This is a genomic window from Micromonospora sp. NPDC023869 (assembly GCF_055559695.1).
Genome location: NZ_JBVHKD010000005.1, coordinates 71,183 through 85,698, shown reverse-complemented (window position 1 = coordinate 85,698; position 14,516 = coordinate 71,183). Strand labels below are relative to the sequence as shown.

The following is a 14,516-nucleotide window of genomic DNA, read 5'->3' as shown; positions in this document are numbered from 1 at the left end:
GTTGGGACACGGTCCGTGTGCCTGTCCGACACGGGGTTCACGGTGCAAGACTGGTACGCATGCCTGAGCTGCGGTCGAAGACCTCCACGCACGGTCGGATGATGGCCGGCGCCCGGGCCCTGTGGCGGGCCACCGGGATGACCGACGACGATTTCGGCAAGCCGATCGTCGCCATCGCGAACAGTTTCACCCAGTTCGTGCCGGGCCACGTACATCTCAAGGACCTCGGCGGGCTGGTCGCCGAGGCGGTGGCCGAGGCCGGCGGGGTGGGCCGGGAGTTCAACACGATCGCGGTCGACGACGGCATCGCCATGGGTCACGGCGGCATGCTCTACTCCCTGCCCAGCCGGGAGTTGATCGCCGACGCGGTGGAGTACATGGTCAACGCGCACTGCGCGGACGTCCTGGTCTGCATCTCGAACTGCGACAAGATCACCCCGGGCATGCTGCTGGCCGCGCTGCGGCTGAACATCCCGACGGTCTTCGTCTCCGGCGGCCCGATGGAGGCCGGCAAGACGGTGGCGATCGAGGGCGTCGTCCACTCCAAGATCGACCTGGTCGACGCGATGGTCGCCTCCTCGAACGAGGCCGTCACCGACAACCAGCTCGACGCCATCGAGCGCTCCGCCTGCCCGACCTGCGGCTCCTGCTCCGGCATGTTCACCGCCAACTCGATGAACTGCCTGACCGAGGCGATCGGGCTGGCCCTGCCGGGCAACGGCTCCACGCTGGCCACCCACGCCGCCCGCCGGTCGCTCTTCGTCGAGGCCGGCCGCACCGCCGTGGAGATCGCCAAGCGGTGGTACGACCACGACGACGCCTCGGTGCTGCCGAGGATGGTCGCCTCCCGGGCCGCGTTCGAGAACGCCGTCGCGCTGGACGTGGCGATGGGCGGCTCGACGAACACGATCCTGCACCTGCTGGCCGCCGCCCGCGAAGCCGAGATGGACTTCACCGTGGCCGACATCGACGCGATCTCCCGCCGGGTGCCCTGCCTGTCCAAGGTCGCCCCGAACTCGCCGCAGTACCACATGGAGGACGTGCACCGGGCCGGTGGCATCCCGGCCATCCTCGGCGAACTCGACCGCGCCGGCCTGCTGCACCGGGACGTGCACGCGGTGCACTCCCCGTCGCTGTCGCAGTGGCTGGCCGACTGGGACGTGCGTGGCGGCTCGGCCACCCCGGAGGCGATCGAGCTGTTCCACGCCGCGCCCGGCGGCGTGCGGACCACCGAGCCGTTCTCCACCACCAACCGCTGGTCGAGCCTGGACACCGACGCCGCCAACGGCTGCATCCACGACCGGGAGCACGCATACTCCGCCGACGGCGGGCTGGCCATCCTGCACGGCAACCTCGCGCCGGACGGCTGCGTGGTCAAGACCGCCGGGGTGCCCGAGGAGTGCCTGACCTTCCGTGGGCCGGCGAAGGTGTACGAGTCGCAGGACGACGCGGTCACCGCCATCCTGGCCAAGGAGATCGTCGCCGGGGACGTGGTGGTGATCCGCTACGAGGGCCCCAAGGGTGGCCCCGGCATGCAGGAGATGCTCTACCCCACCTCGTTCCTCAAGGGCCGGGGGCTGGGCCGCGCCTGCGCGCTGCTCACCGACGGCCGGTTCTCCGGCGGCACCTCCGGCCTCTCCATCGGGCACGTCTCCCCCGAGGCGGCCTCCGGCGGGCTGATCGCGCTGGTGGAGCCGGGCGACGAGATCGTCATCGACATCCCGAACCGGTCGATCGACCTGAACGTGCCGGCCGACGTGCTGGAGGCCCGCCGGATCGCCCAGGAGAAGCGGGACCGCCCGTACACCCCGGTCGACCGGCAGCGCCCGGTCTCCGCAGCGCTGCGCGCGTACGCCTCGATGGCCACCTCGGCCAGCGACGGCGCCTACCGCCGCGTCCCCGAATGAGGTGAAAGGAAGGGTCCCCTGCTAACGCCTCGCGTATAGCAGGGGACCCTTCCTAACATCCGACGCCCGGTGCCGGCGCCCGGTGCGCTCAGGCGGGTACGGACATCTGCCCGATGCGGATCTTGTTGCCGAACGGGTCGCGGATGCCGAAGTCGATCCCGTACGGCCGCTCCATCGGCTCGTCGGTGATGTCGACGCCCTTGCCGACGAGTTCCTCGTACTTCTTCTGGGCGTCGTCCGTGGTCATGAAGAGGAAACCGCCGGCCGCCCCCTTGGTGAGCAGTTCGCGGACCTGCTCGGCGGTGGCCGGGTCGAGACTCGGCGGGCCGGGCTTCTCCAGCAGGATCTCGCGCTGCCGGTCACCGGGAATGTTCACCGTGAGCCACCGCATGAAGCCCAGATCCTGGTCGGTGTGCACCTCCAGGCCGAGCTTGCCCACGTAGAAGTCGAGCGCCTCGTCCTGGTCGAGGACGTAGACCTGGGAGCGGCTGATTGCGTTCATCGTCATGCCCGGAACGCTAGTGCAACGCTCTGACCTGCTGCTTATCCAAAACTGCTCGGCCTCGTCCAGGCTTTGGTGAAGCAGCCCGGCACCGGCGCGGCGGGGGCCGTCCGCCGCTTGCGGTAACCGGTGGGCGACTCGCCGACGATCTGTCGGAACGTACGGCTGAACGTGCCGAGACTGCCGAACCCGACCGAAAGACACACCTCGGTCACGTCCTGCTCGGTGTGCAGGAGGAGGTACATGGCCCGCTCCACCCGACGCCGTTGCAGATACCGGTGCGGCGTCTCCCCGAAGGTCGCCCGGAAGGTGCGGATGAAGTGGGCCTCGGAGACGTACGCGATCCTCGCCAGCGTCGGGATGTCCAGGGGTTGCGCGTACGCGCGGTCCATCGCGTCCCGAGCGCGCAACATCGCCCGGTTCGTCTGCTCGACCGCCCTGCTCACCGGCCATCTCCCTACAACGCCGAACAGATCAAGCCCGGCCGGCATGAATCCGGCGGGTACTCCACTCGCCGGAGCCTACGCTCCCCGGTCGGTCGGCCGACGACGTCGACGAGCGCCACCACCGGGTCCGCCGCAGCCGACGGCCGCGCGACTCTCATCCTTCAATGGCATGCAGGTCGGGGGCTTCGGCGAGGAAATGGATGCCCTCGTCGTCGTGCAGGTGGAGGGTGCAGCCGGCCCGGGTGAACCGCACGGTCAGCACCTGCCCGACGTGTCGGGCGGCCAGCCGCAGCAGCACCGGCACCGGGTCGGCGGGCAGGGTGCTCGGCGCGGACTCGGGCACCGGGATCGGCACCACCGCGTCAGCCGGCGCGGCACTGGCGATGGTGTCGGTCAGGCACTCGACGCACCAGGCCAGCGCCGCTTCCAGGGTCGGGCGGTAGGGCCACTCGTCGGGGCGGACCAGGGCGTCACGCGGTCGTAGCTCGACCGACCAGCGCAGCCCGCTCAGGTAACGCGGATCGTCGGCGTGGTGCCGCAGGTCGCAGATGCTGACCTCACACGCCAGGTCCAGCCCGAGCGCGAGCCGGATCAGCACGGTCAGCGGCGGCGCGTCGGGGCGTACCGCCGTCACGATCAGCCGACCTGCGGGCTGGCCCCGACCGGCGGCGCGCACGTGCTCGCCCACCGGATCGGCTCCGGCGCAGGGCAGCGTGACGTGGCCGCCACGCAGTCGCGCCTCGATCTCGTGCCCGCCGTCGGCTTCGGCGAGGTCCTCCGGCCGTACGCCGAGGACGGGTGCCCAGGCGGCGAGCCGATAGCGGTCGGGAAGCTGGACCACCGGCTTGCCGCCGGGTTGGGTGGCGACGAGCGTGACCGGCTCCGGCGTGCCGGTGTGCCAGGTCAGGTGCACGACCCGGTGCCGCAGGTCGGTGAGCGTGAGCACCACCGCCTCGTGCAGCCGGTGGGTACCGTCGCAGGTGAAGCAGGCCAGCGCGGACGTGCGCAGCCCGGCGCCCCGGCAGCGTGGACAGCCCGCCTCCACCCCACGGCCGCCGAGGCGGCAGTCGCAGTTGCGCAGGCGGCTGCCGGGCACGCAGTCCGGGCAGGGCCGCCAGCCGATCTCCGCACCGAGCCAGGCCGGTTCGGGCGGCGTGAAGCCGCGCCGCAACGGCACCCGCACCCGGCGTACGACCTGGCCGGTGAGCTGCTCCACGAAGGTCTCGACCGGATCGCCGTCACGCAGGCTGGTGTGCCACCACCGCCCGTCCCGCCAGAGGGCCTGCGCGCCGGGCCGCTCGGAGCCGTCGACCGGGTCGACACAGTCGGCGAGGATCCGCCGTTCGAGCTGGTCCACGTCGACGGACGGCACGGCGGGCGGGCGCGGTCGATCGGGCTGCACCAGCCGGGCGGCGACGCCCCGGCCGCGCTCGGTGAGCCCCGCGAGCGCGTCGGCCACGTCGGTGCGGGCCAGCGCCTGCGGCAGGTCGGGTTGCCCGCTCCGGAAGCCCGGCACCGGCGAGCCTGGCACCTCGTACCGGACGTCCCAGCCCATCCCCGGCCGACGCACCTCGATCACCAGGTCGAGCAGGAGCAGATCGGCGAGCACGCAGAGCCGGACGAGCCGTTCGGCCGGATCGACCGGCGGCACCGGCTCGCTTCGCCCGAGGAAGAGCAGCCAGGGCAGGTAGTCCATCCGCACGATCGCCTGAGCCTCCAGCTCCAGGCGCTGCACCAGCGGCGCGTCGGGTCGCCACTGCTGCGGCAACCACAGCTCGGGTGCCTCATCGGTGACGGCCGCGCCGATGCGGGCGGCCAGATCGCGCACCTTCCGGCCCAGGTCGACCACCCATCCGGACTGCGTGCACTCCGGGTCGAGACCTCCGGGCACGACGCGGTGCGAGGCGACCGCGCCGGTGTCCAGGTTGGCCACGCTGAGCACCACCTGCGCCCGCCGTTGCCCGCGCCGCCGACAGCGCCCACACGGGTACGCCACACTGCCCGCACCCCGGCACTGCTCGCAATCCCGGTACGCCACACGATGCGCGGGTATGGCGGTCTCCTCCGCCAGGAACCGATTCCCAAAGCTGGTGCACCGGCACGGCAGCAGCTGAAAGGTCATCCCGTCGCAGTCCGGGCAGGTAATGACGGTCACCGCGCACCCGCTCGCTTCTCGTCGGCGCACGGTGGCTGTGGGAATATTGCGCGCACGAATCGGCACCACCTGTTCTGGGATCGACGTCGCGGTCATCGCTGTTGTCGGGCTTATCTTGTAGGGTCGGAAACACCATCACAATGAATGTCCCGTCATACTTTTCCGCTGCTTGATAGCACCAATTCCGAGTTCCACGACCGCCGTCAGGATGTTGCAAAACCCGACAGGAAGGAGGGTGCGGTGGCCGAAGACATGGGGTCGACAGTGCCCCGACGACAGCTCGGCAGGACCTTGCGTGACCTGCGCACCGAGGCCGGCATCACGCTCGATGCCGCCGCGGAGGCACTGGAGTGCAGCCGACAGAAGGTATGGCGGATCGAGAGCGGCCTCGGCTCCGTGCGCGGCGTCGACGTCCGCGCCATGTGCGAGTTGTACGCCGCCCGCGCCGAGCTGACCCGGGCGCTCACCGCACTGGCCACCGAGACGAGAGCAAAAGGCTGGTGGCACGCCTACGGCGACGCCATCCCCGACTGGTTCGAGCTGTACGTCGGCCTCGAATCCGCCGCATGCCGACTTCGGTTCTTCAACGAGGCGATGCTGCCAGGATTGCTGCAACAGCGGGACTACGCGCTCGGCGTCTACCAGCACCGCACGGAGGTGAGCAACGAGGAGCGGGAACGGCTCGTACAGGTCCGACTCCAGCGCCAGTCCCTGCTCAGCCGCAGGATGCCTGCGCCACCAACATTGGAAGTGATCCTCTCCGAATCAGCCCTGCTTCGCACGGTGGGCAGCCCCGAGACGATGACAAGTCAACTGCACCACCTGCTGACAGTCGCTGAGACGCCAACCGCCACCATCCGAATCCTGCCGCTCACGGCGGGATTGCATCGTGGCGTCGAGGCAGGCTCCTTCGTGATGCTCAACTTCCCGCTCAGGAACCGTGCGACTCCTGAACCACCCGTGATCTACAGCGAGTCGTGGACAGGGGCCCTCTACCTCGATCGCCCCGATGAGTTTGCTGCCTACGAAAAGGTATGGGCGAGCCTGGAACAACTTGCCCTTGATGAAGCACAATCAAGACACCTGATCACCAAGATCATCGGGGAGGTCCATCATGGTTGATCTGACCGGCGCACACTGGCGCAAGAGCACCCGCAGCGGCAGCAACGGCGGCGAGTGCGTCGAGGTCGCCGACAACTTGCCCGGCATCATCGCCGTCCGCGACAGCAAAGACCCGCATGGCCCCGCCCTCACCTTCACCCCCACCACTTGGGCCACCTTCCTCGCGTCCACCCGAACGGGCCGCTGAGCCTAGAAGCGCATCCGGACCCAGTGGCCGTGGACGGGTTCCGTCAGCGGAACCCGTCCACGGGCTCCCCTCTTGCCCTACACACCGCGGGCGGTCCTCACAACGCCCTTGCTTGGCAGGGCAGCGCTGAACCACTCGATCCGGATACTGTCCTGGCGTGCCAATCGGTGATGTCAAGGCCACCATCCGACGCGGCAACCAGTCTCTCGACGATGCCGAGACGAGCGTTCACATGGCGAGTGCCCAGCTAGATGACGCCTCCGCCTTGGCCCTCGCCACTCTCCACGACAGCCGACGCGAGGAGGCGGAGGACGCCAGGCAGGCGCTGCTCGCCGCCACTCACGAGGTCGAGCTGACGTTGCGCCGAATCAACGCTGCCAGGGAACATGCCGAGGCATATTTGGGCGTCATCGGATGAGCGCGGGCCTGGACGCGGTGGTCTCTCAGCTACGTCAGGTGATCGAGAATCTTCAAGGTGCCGCCGTCGTCGCTCGACGTGCGCAGGAAGATGCCCGTCAAGCCACCACCCACTACGCCGAGGCAGGACGCGGTAGCAGCCACCCCAACCTCACCAGCGCTGTGCGGGAAAGTGAAGCGGCCAGGGAGAAGGCCGTCAGACTCGCCAACCTCATCAGCAAGGCAGCCGACAGCGTTGCCGCCTACTCGAACGCCGTGGTTCCCGGCTCCGCACCCACGGCACCCACCGAAGCAGCCATGCCCTCGGGCGAGAGGCTTCTCGCCGAGAGCGTCGAACGCGAATCCGGCCGACGGAACCTCGGATCCTTCCTGAGTACGATGACCCGGAAAGTCGAAGACCTTCAAGACAACACCCAGAAGACCGTAACGGCAGCGCGTGAAGCCTTCACCTTCGTCCGGGGCCCACAAGGCCCGACAGGAACGCAGGCCAGCACTACTACACCGACCGCCAGCCCGACGCTGGGTCAGCGTCTCGCCAACGATGCACCGGACACCGCAGGACACCTGGTTGTGGTCGGACTGGTGGCGGGCATCGCCGTCCACCGCTCCGCCCTCTCAATCCGCAAAGGAATAGCGAGGTTACGAAACCGTGAGCGTACGGACGGAATTCAGCGACCTGATCCGCGCGATGGCGCGTCGTGACTGGGGCACCGTCGACCAGATCCTGGACGGCTTGGAGACGACCGGATGGCGCGGCGGCAGCCAGGTGATCGGTGCGGCGTTCGCCATCGCGGCGAACGAGCGTTTCCCCACCAGCCACTCCCCGACCGACGTGGCTCGCTTTGTATCCGAGACGCGATCACAGTTCCCGGACGCGCAGGCACTCCCCACGCTGGAGATGGAAGGGCTCCTCCGAGCGGCGCTCGGCGAGACCGAACTGATCGAGAACCTCGACCCCGAGACCGCCCTACAGATGCAGATCGTCTTCCTCGGCAAGTTGCTACAGGACCGCGACCACAGCGAGGCGCAGCTTGAAGAGTTCATCGCCGACGTGGAGCGCACCGCAGCCGACTACCTATAGCTACCGGGGCTGCGACCTCACGCTCGTCTCCGATAGTGTCCGCCCCACTACGCAGACATGACCGGTTTCGCGGACAGCAGTAGGAGGACGGCATGGCCAGCATCGAAGAGGTCAAGGCGGCACTGATGCAGGCAGCCGAGCAGGGCAACGCCACGATCAACCAGATCCGGACCGCCGCCGAGAACACCGAGCAGATGCTGAGCCGGTTACGTGCCGTCGCCGCCGGCACCGGCCATCCGACGATCGCCGAGGCCATCGCCCGGGGCGAGCAGAGCAAGCAACGGCTGGCCGAGGCCATGACCCTCATGCAGGGCAGCTCGGAGGCCGCCCGCCGCTACGTCGGCATCCTCGGCTAGCAACCTCCACCATCATGATTGTCGGCGAGGTCAAGGCGACCCTTCGCGCCGCCGTCGAAGCCGCCCGGCAGGGACGACATGGGTTCGACCAGGCTGTCTCCGAGGCCGAGGCGGCGACCCGAACGGCGGCCGCCCTCCTGCACGGCAGCCAACACGAGCACGTGACCGCCACCCACGAGGCGCTTGCCGCTGCCGGGGCAGAGGTCGCCCCGACTCGCCGCGGCTTCAAGGACACCGCCGAACAGGCAAGCGACTACCTCAAGCGACTCGGATGAGCGGCAGCATCGGCCACATCCAGGCAGCCACGGTGCAGAAGATCCTCACCGAGGAAGACCTGCCGGACAACGAACTGGACGCCAAACTCGCGGAAGCCGTCACGCTGTCGTCCCGTCCCTGAGCACTCAGGGGCGATCGGTGCCGCCCGAACTTCCTCGTCCCCCACCACCTGTCACATTGCCTACTATAAATTCGTGGAGGAGAAGGATCGCGCTGCCGGCCAGGAGGACCACGCACTGGCCGACTTCGTCCCCGAAGAGCTCGACGAGATCCCCGCCGACGCCTCTGGCGAGACGAAATTTCTCTACCTCGTCGCCATCGCTGTGCAGATCGGGCAGATCGCGGTCACCGTGTGGGGGCTCGACCGCCTCTCCGATCCGAGCGTCGGCACCTGGGGCAAGATCGGCGCGGGCGCGGCCATCATCGTGGCGATCGGGATCTGCCTGAACGCCTGGAGTTCCGCCTACCACTCCGCCGCCTGGGACGAGCACCGTCCCAAGCCCGAGTGATCGCTCAATACTGATCCTGCGGAGGTCATACGGCCCGTCGGCGAGCCACGTGCAGAACTCGCCGACGGGCCGGAGATCAAGCGAAGGCCACCGAGCGGGGCATCGCGTCAATCATCGATTCCTCGATCGACCGCCGGAAGGCGATCGGCCGCTCAAAGGACCACGACAGCATCCTCGGCGAAGGTGAACAAACCGGCGTCCAGAGTGATGCTCTTGAGTTTGGTGCCCTTCGGCACATCGAAGAAGACGTTCGCCGTCACCGAGTTACCCGGGTTGATTTTGTCCAGGAATCCCTGTGCGTCGCTGTTGCCGTAGATCCCGGCCGTACCGTCGGGCTCGAACTCTCGGCCGCTGGCGTCCTGTGCGGTCAGCGCGCTATCGGCGTGAAAGGTCTGGGCGCTCTTGGTGACGTTCTTGACGGTCACGATGGCCTTGCAGAAGGTGCCCTGCGCCTTAACGTTGAGGAAGTCGCTGCCGACCCGGGAGATGCCACACTTCACGCTCTTGACGGTGAACTCGAAGTCACCGCCACGCACCTTGTCGCCGATACCGGGGGTCTTCGACTTCGCCGGCTCCGGTTTCTCCGCCGCCTTGGTCGGTTCGGCTGCCGCCGCACTGGTCGTCGGTGCCGCTTCAGGCGCGGGCGCGGCCCCCTCGGCAGCCGGAGCGGCGCTGGTCGCGGAGGTGACGTCGGTCGTCTGGTCGCCTCCGGCCAAGCCGACCACAAGCGTGCCACCACAGCACAGCATCACGAACGCGCCGACACCGATGAGGGTGGGCACCAGCCACGAGGCCCGCTTCTTGGCTACGGGTGGTGCAGCGAACTGGGCAGGCGGCGGCGGTGGGAACTGACCGCCATTCGGCGGCGGTAACTGTGCTGCGGGCACCTGTGGGAACTGCGCGGTCGGCGGTTGACCAGCGGGGGGCGGGTTTTGGGCAGGGTCGTATGGGGCCGTCATCGAGTGGTGTCTCCCGGGTCTCGTCCAGCGCTACCGCGTAATCAGTAAAGCGCTCTAACGGTGCCACGGTTAACCGCAGAAATGGTCGTCCGGCCGGCCTGGTTCACTCGACGAGTTCACTGTGGAACCAGCCGAAATACTGATTCGACCGTCAGACGTCAAGCCAATGCGACGAATCGGCGCGCCCGACCAGAGCACGGCAGAACCCGACCCCGGCGCCACATTCTGTCGGATACCCGCCAACCAGTACCCTGAATTGGATCTGACAGATTAGGCAAAAGGCGGGCGCCGAATACGCGGCAGGCGGTCAGTCGTTGACGCAGCGGAGCACCGGGCGACTGGTGAGGGCGGTCGGGTCCAGGGGTGCCGACGACCGCACGACGAAGGTCGTCGACTCGCCGGGCAGCAGCGTCACCAGAGCCTCGTCGACCTCGGCGGACGGGTCGAGCCGGTCGGGATAGAGGATCAGGTCGCGCAGGACGGTGCGGGCGGTGACGCGTACCCGCTGGGTGCCGTCGACCTCTTCCACGACGGCGTCAAAGGACGCGGTCGGCCAGGGGATGTCGCGGTCCTCGGCGAAGAACCAGAGCGCCCGGTCGTTGCCGGCGTCCGCGACGAGCAGTTCGGCGCGGGCCTCGTCCGGCCGGGTCAGCTCCGCCGGCAACGGCACGGTCACCGTCGCGTACGCGGGCACCTCCAGCTCCAGGGTGGTCTTCGCGCGGGGCTCGCCGGCCAGGGTGAGTCGGGTGACGGTGGTCGACGCGTGCCATGGTCGGCCGCCGTCGTTGACCGCGACCAGGGCCAGTCCGCCGTCGCGGGGCTGGACGGTGAGCAGCCGGTCGGCGTAGGCCCGGCGCAACGCGTACCAGAGTGGTTTGCGACGACCGTCGCCGTCGACGGCGGCCCACGAGGTGACCGGCCAGCAGTCGTTGAGCTGCCAGACGATGGTGCCCATGCAGTAGCCCCGGTGGGAACGGAAGTGTTCCACCCCGAGTTGGATGGCGCGGGCCTGGTTGAGCTGGGTCAGGTAGTGCCAGTCGTCGAAGTCGCGCGGCACGGGCAGGTGGGCGTCCAGGCCGCGACGCAACTTGAGGTCGCCGTCGGTGGCCTTCTGGTGGTGGGCCATGCCGGGTGAGTCGTGCGCCAACGGCTCGTCGCTCAGGGCCCGCCGCAGCGTCGCGTACGCGGGCGGGGCCTGGTAGCCGAACTCGGCGACGAACCGGGGCAGGTGCTCGCGGTACTTCGTGTAGTCGTCGGTATTCCAGACGTCCCAGATGTGCGTGGTGCCGTACGCCGGGTCGTTGGGGTGGACGTCCTCCCGGCCGGAGTACGGGCTGCCGGGCCAGTACGGGCGGGTCGGGTCCAGCTCGGCGACGATCCGGGGCAGCAGGTCCAGGTAGTAGCCGTGTCCCCAGGTGCGTCCGGCGAGCGGCTGCTGCCAGTCCCAGTCGTGCCAGCCCCAGATGTTCTCGTTGTTGCCGGTCCACAGCACCAGCGAGGGGTGTCCGGCCAGTCGGGTCACCTGTTCGGCAGCCTCGGCGGCCACCTCGGTGCGCAGCGGTTCCTCCTCCGGGTACGCCGCGCAGGCGAAGAGGAAGTCCTGCTGCACCAGCAGGCCCCGCTCGTCGGCCAGGTCATAGAAGTCGTCCGACTCGTACCGGCCGCCGCCCCAGACCCGCAGCAGGTTGACGTTGGCCGCCTCGGCCTGGTCGAAGCGGTACGCCAGACGGTCCCGGGTGACCCGGTGGGGGAAGACGTCGTCGGGGATCCAGTTCACCCCGCGTACGAAGAGCGGCACGTCGTTGACGTGCAGCGTGAAGGGGACGCCGTGCGCGTCGGGGGTGGTGTCCAGGCGTACCGAACGGAAACCGACGCGCCGCTGCCAGTCGTCGAGCACGTCACCGTCCGGCCCGCGCAGCGTCACCGTCAGGTCGTAGCGGGGTTGGTCGCCGTGGCCGCGCGGCCACCACAGCTCGGGTCGGTCGACGGTGAGGGTGAGCACGGTCGTCCGCTTCCCCGCCGGGATCGTCACCTCGGCGGTGGCACCGGCCACCTCGGCGTGCACGGTGACCGGCACGTCGATGGCGCGGTCGACATCGACGTGCAGCTCCACCCGGCCGGTACCGTCGGCGACGGTGACCAGCGGGCGTACCCGCGCCAGCCGGGCGGTGGACCAGCCGTGCAGGCCGATCTCCTGCCAGATCCCGGCGGTGACCAGGGTCGGTCCCCAGTCCCAGCCGAAGTTGCAGGCCATCTTGCGGATGAACTGGAACGGCTCCGGGTACGCGTTGGGCCGGTCGCCGAGACGGTCGCGCTGCGCCTCGGCGTACCGGTAGGCGGAGTCGAAGTGGACCACGAGGTTGTTGTCCTCGGCGCGCAGCAGCGGGGTCAGGTCGAAGCGGTACGCCCGGTGCATGTTCTCGGTGCGGCCGACCTCGACCCCGTTGAGCGTGATCGTGGCGACCGTGTCCAGCCCGGCGCAGACCAGGTCGAGCCGCTGGTGGTCGCCGTCGGGCCGGTCGAACGTGGTCTCGTACACCCAGTCGGTGCGGCCGATCCAGGCCAGCGCGGTCTCGTTGTCGTCCAGGTACGGGTCGGGGATCAGCTCCGCCGCGAGCAGGTCGGTGTGCACGCAGCCGGGGACGGTGGCCGCCACCACCCGACCGTCGACCTCCGGTGGCACCTGCGGACCGGGCACCGGCCGCAAGGTCCAGCCGTCGTGCAACGGCAACCGGTCCGGCCGGCTCCCCCGTGCGTCGCTCAAGACTTCACCGCGCCTTCCATGATTCCTCGGACGATCCGGCGACCGCCGATGACGAGCACGACCAACAGTGGCACCGTGGCCACGAACGCACCCGCCAGCACCCGTCGATAGATCACGTAGTTGCCGCTGGCCAGGTCGGAGATGGCCACCATCGAGGTGGGATAGTCGGTGCCGTTCAACGTGATCAGCGGCCACTGGAAGTCGTTCCAGGTGGCCACGAACGTCAACAGGCCGAGCACCGCCAGCGCCGGGCCGATCGCCGGCAGCACCACGCTCCAGTAGATCCGCATGGTGGTGGCACCGTCCACCCGGGCCGCCTCGACCAGCTCGTCCGGCACCGAGTTGACGATGAACTGTCGCATGTAGAACACGCCGAAGGCGGTCACCAGGCCGGGCACGATCACTGCCAGCAGCGTACCGTTCCAGCCCAGTTTGCCCATCACGATATAGAGCGCGACGACGCCGAGCTGGTTGGGCACGGTCAGGGTGAGGATCACAAAGAGCATCAGCGGCCGGCTGCCCCGGAACTGCAGCTTGGCGAAGGCGAACCCGGCGAGCGAGCAGAAGAACAGCACCGCCGCGGTCACCGTGGTGGCGACGATGACGCTGTTCACCAGCGAGGCGGCGAAGTAGACGTCCTGGAGGGTGAAGACCTCGTCGAGGTTCACCAGGAACTGGTCGCTCGGGACGACCGCCGGCGGCAACTGGGCGGTCGCCTCGTCGGTGCTGGTGGCGATGACGAACATCCAGTACAGCGGGAACGCCGCGAACAGCGTGGTCACCGCCAAGAAGAGGTACGTCCCGATGCCCGCCGGGGTGTCCTGCGGGGCCCGGCCGTACGACCCGGTCCGCCTGCGTCCACCGGGCGGCGTGCCTGGTCGGCGGGGCCGGGCCTCCGTGGTGCTCGGTGCGGTCATCTGCGGCCCCCCGAGATGCGATTGGTCAGCAGGGTGTTCAGGGCCGCGACCGCGAGGATGATGAGGAACAGCGCCCAGGACATCGCGGCGGCGTACCCGAGGTTGAGGTCCTTCCAGCCGACCTTGTAGATGAGCTGCGCGACGGTCTGCCACTCACCGCCGGCGCCACCTCGGGCGGTCTGCGCGTTCAGGTCGAACAGCATCGGCTCGGTGAACAGTTGCAGTCCGCCGATGGTGGAGAGCACCACGGTGAAAATGACCACCGGACGGATCATCGGCACCGTGATCCGCCATAGCTGTCGCCACGGCCCGGCTCCGTCCAGGGCCGACGCCTCGTAGACGTCGCGCGGGATGGACTGCATCGCGGCCAGATAGAGCAGGGCGTTGTAGCCGATCCACTTCCAGTTGACCATCGTGGCGATGGCGATCCAGGAGTGGAGTTTGTCCGCCCGCCAGTCGATCGGCGTCTCGGTGCCGATGCCGAGCAGGCCGAGCGCCCAGTTGGCCATGCCGAAGTCGCGGGAGAAGAAGACGTTGAACACCAGCGTGGAGGCGGTGATCGGGGTGATGTACGGCAGCAGCGCGCCCACCCGCCACCAGGTCTGCGCCCGTAGTCGCCGGTTCAGCATCGATGCGATGACCAGCGCGAGCAGCAGTTGCGGGACGGTGGAGAGCAGGAAGATGCCGAACGTGTTGTAGAGCGCGTTGCCGAAGTCGCCGTCGGTGAGGAGTCGGCGGAAGTTCTCCGTACCGGCCCAGCCGGTCAGTTCCGGGTCGTCCAGCCGCCAGTGGCGCAGCGCCACCACCCCGTTGAAGATCATCGGGAACAGGCCGAAGACGAGGAAGAGCAGGAAGAACGGCGCGATCAGCAGGTAGGGCACGTACCGCATGTCGAAGCGGTGCAGCCGGTCCCGCCAG

The 14,516-nt window shown here is 68.8% G+C and carries 17 protein-coding genes; 10 read left to right on the top strand and 7 right to left on the bottom strand.

What is annotated here, in order from left to right:
• The first annotated feature begins 59 nt into the window (after positions 1 to 59).
• Entirely contained in the window at positions 60 to 1,907 is a 1,848-nt protein-coding gene (gene ilvD / locus ACZ31C_RS16485) for a dihydroxy-acid dehydratase (RefSeq protein ID WP_465796018.1), read from the top strand.
• An 88-nt stretch (positions 1,908 to 1,995) separates the two neighbouring features.
• On the opposite strand, the gene ACZ31C_RS16480 is transcribed toward ilvD, so the two are convergent.
• The 3 genes from ACZ31C_RS16480 to ACZ31C_RS16470 all read right to left on the bottom strand — a co-directional run bounded on the left by ACZ31C_RS16480 (position 1,996) and on the right by ACZ31C_RS16470 (position 4,788).
• Complete coding sequence (locus ACZ31C_RS16480) at positions 1,996 to 2,415, bottom strand: VOC family protein (protein WP_465796017.1); 420 nt, start codon at positions 2,413 to 2,415, stop codon at positions 1,996 to 1,998.
• A 35-nt stretch (positions 2,416 to 2,450) separates the two neighbouring features.
• On the bottom strand, positions 2,451 to 2,855 hold the full coding sequence (locus tag ACZ31C_RS16475) for a helix-turn-helix domain-containing protein (RefSeq protein ID WP_465796016.1): 405 nt from the start codon (positions 2,853 to 2,855) through the stop codon (positions 2,451 to 2,453).
• A 154-nt stretch (positions 2,856 to 3,009) separates the two neighbouring features.
• A complete protein-coding gene (locus tag ACZ31C_RS16470) occupies positions 3,010 to 4,788 on the bottom strand; it encodes a hypothetical protein (protein WP_465796015.1) in 1,779 nt (592 codons plus the stop codon).
• Positions 4,789 to 5,250: 462 nt separating this feature from the next.
• Between ACZ31C_RS16470 and ACZ31C_RS16465 the strand changes: the two genes are divergently transcribed.
• The 9 genes from ACZ31C_RS16465 to ACZ31C_RS16425 all read left to right on the top strand — a co-directional run bounded on the left by ACZ31C_RS16465 (position 5,251) and on the right by ACZ31C_RS16425 (position 8,958).
• Positions 5,251 to 6,132 carry a helix-turn-helix domain-containing protein gene (locus ACZ31C_RS16465; RefSeq protein WP_465796014.1) on the top strand — a complete coding sequence of 294 codons (882 nt, stop codon included), beginning with the start codon at positions 5,251 to 5,253 and terminating at the stop codon, positions 6,130 to 6,132.
• Positions 6,125 to 6,319: a DUF397 domain-containing protein gene (locus tag ACZ31C_RS16460; protein ID WP_465796013.1), complete on the top strand. Its 195-nt coding sequence runs from the start codon at positions 6,125 to 6,127 to the stop codon at positions 6,317 to 6,319. Before ACZ31C_RS16465 ends, ACZ31C_RS16460 begins: the two co-directional genes overlap by 8 nt.
• A 157-nt stretch (positions 6,320 to 6,476) precedes the next feature.
• Positions 6,477 to 6,737 carry a hypothetical protein gene (locus ACZ31C_RS16455; protein WP_465796012.1) on the top strand — a complete coding sequence of 87 codons (261 nt, stop codon included), beginning with the start codon at positions 6,477 to 6,479 and terminating at the stop codon, positions 6,735 to 6,737.
• Positions 6,734 to 7,438, top strand: coding sequence for a hypothetical protein (locus tag ACZ31C_RS16450; protein ID WP_465796011.1), 705 nt, complete (start codon positions 6,734 to 6,736; stop codon positions 7,436 to 7,438). Before ACZ31C_RS16455 ends, ACZ31C_RS16450 begins: the two co-directional genes overlap by 4 nt.
• Positions 7,386 to 7,817: a hypothetical protein gene (locus tag ACZ31C_RS16445; RefSeq protein ID WP_465796010.1), complete on the top strand. Its 432-nt coding sequence runs from the start codon at positions 7,386 to 7,388 to the stop codon at positions 7,815 to 7,817. The genes ACZ31C_RS16450 and ACZ31C_RS16445 overlap by 53 nt, the downstream gene beginning before the upstream one ends.
• A gap of 92 nt (positions 7,818 to 7,909) precedes the next feature.
• Positions 7,910 to 8,173 carry a hypothetical protein gene (locus ACZ31C_RS16440; RefSeq protein WP_465796009.1) on the top strand — a complete coding sequence of 88 codons (264 nt, stop codon included), beginning with the start codon at positions 7,910 to 7,912 and terminating at the stop codon, positions 8,171 to 8,173.
• 14 nt (positions 8,174 to 8,187) lie between these two features.
• A complete protein-coding gene (locus ACZ31C_RS16435; protein ID WP_465796008.1) occupies positions 8,188 to 8,448 on the top strand; it encodes a hypothetical protein in 261 nt (86 codons plus the stop codon).
• Positions 8,445 to 8,570, top strand: a complete 126-nt coding sequence (locus tag ACZ31C_RS16430) for a hypothetical protein (RefSeq protein WP_465796007.1) — start codon at positions 8,445 to 8,447, stop codon at positions 8,568 to 8,570. Before ACZ31C_RS16435 ends, ACZ31C_RS16430 begins: the two co-directional genes overlap by 4 nt.
• A 73-nt stretch (positions 8,571 to 8,643) precedes the next feature.
• Positions 8,644 to 8,958, top strand: coding sequence for a hypothetical protein (locus ACZ31C_RS16425; protein WP_131052024.1), 315 nt, complete (start codon positions 8,644 to 8,646; stop codon positions 8,956 to 8,958).
• Positions 8,959 to 9,110: 152 nt separating this feature from the next.
• Here the strand turns inward: ACZ31C_RS16425 and ACZ31C_RS16420 are convergent, their stop codons facing one another.
• From ACZ31C_RS16420 to ACZ31C_RS16405, 4 genes are all read right to left on the bottom strand, one after another.
• Entirely contained in the window at positions 9,111 to 9,740 is a 630-nt protein-coding gene (locus ACZ31C_RS16420) for a DUF4352 domain-containing protein (protein WP_465796006.1), read from the bottom strand.
• A 484-nt stretch (positions 9,741 to 10,224) separates the two neighbouring features.
• Positions 10,225 to 12,681, bottom strand: coding sequence for a glycoside hydrolase family 2 protein (locus tag ACZ31C_RS16415; RefSeq protein ID WP_465796005.1), 2,457 nt, complete (start codon positions 12,679 to 12,681; stop codon positions 10,225 to 10,227).
• Positions 12,678 to 13,598, bottom strand: coding sequence for a carbohydrate ABC transporter permease (locus ACZ31C_RS16410; RefSeq protein ID WP_465796004.1), 921 nt, complete (start codon positions 13,596 to 13,598; stop codon positions 12,678 to 12,680). Before ACZ31C_RS16410 ends, ACZ31C_RS16415 begins: the two co-directional genes overlap by 4 nt.
• The gene (locus tag ACZ31C_RS16405) at positions 13,595 to 14,488 is read right to left on the bottom strand and encodes a carbohydrate ABC transporter permease (RefSeq protein ID WP_465796236.1); all 894 of its coding nucleotides are present in this window, start codon (positions 14,486 to 14,488) and stop codon (positions 13,595 to 13,597) included. The genes ACZ31C_RS16410 and ACZ31C_RS16405 overlap by 4 nt, the downstream gene beginning before the upstream one ends.
• Positions 14,489 to 14,516 lie beyond the last annotated feature (28 nt).

Coding starts and splice junctions, on each gene's coding strand:
- ilvD (WP_465796018.1), top strand. CDS start 60: ATGCCTGAGCTGCGGTCGAAGACCTCCACGCACGGTCGGATGATGGCC.
- ACZ31C_RS16480 (WP_465796017.1), bottom strand. CDS start 2,415: ATGACGATGAACGCAATCAGCCGCTCCCAGGTCTACGTCCTCGACCAG.
- ACZ31C_RS16460 (WP_465796013.1), top strand. CDS start 6,125: ATGGTTGATCTGACCGGCGCACACTGGCGCAAGAGCACCCGCAGCGGC.
- ACZ31C_RS16450 (WP_465796011.1), top strand. CDS start 6,734: ATGAGCGCGGGCCTGGACGCGGTGGTCTCTCAGCTACGTCAGGTGATC.
- ACZ31C_RS16440 (WP_465796009.1), top strand. CDS start 7,910: ATGGCCAGCATCGAAGAGGTCAAGGCGGCACTGATGCAGGCAGCCGAG.
- ACZ31C_RS16435 (WP_465796008.1), top strand. CDS start 8,188: ATGATTGTCGGCGAGGTCAAGGCGACCCTTCGCGCCGCCGTCGAAGCC.
- ACZ31C_RS16430 (WP_465796007.1), top strand. CDS start 8,445: ATGAGCGGCAGCATCGGCCACATCCAGGCAGCCACGGTGCAGAAGATC.
- ACZ31C_RS16410 (WP_465796004.1), bottom strand. CDS start 13,598: ATGACCGCACCGAGCACCACGGAGGCCCGGCCCCGCCGACCAGGCACG.
- ACZ31C_RS16405 (WP_465796236.1), bottom strand. CDS start 14,488: ATGCGGTACGTGCCCTACCTGCTGATCGCGCCGTTCTTCCTGCTCTTC.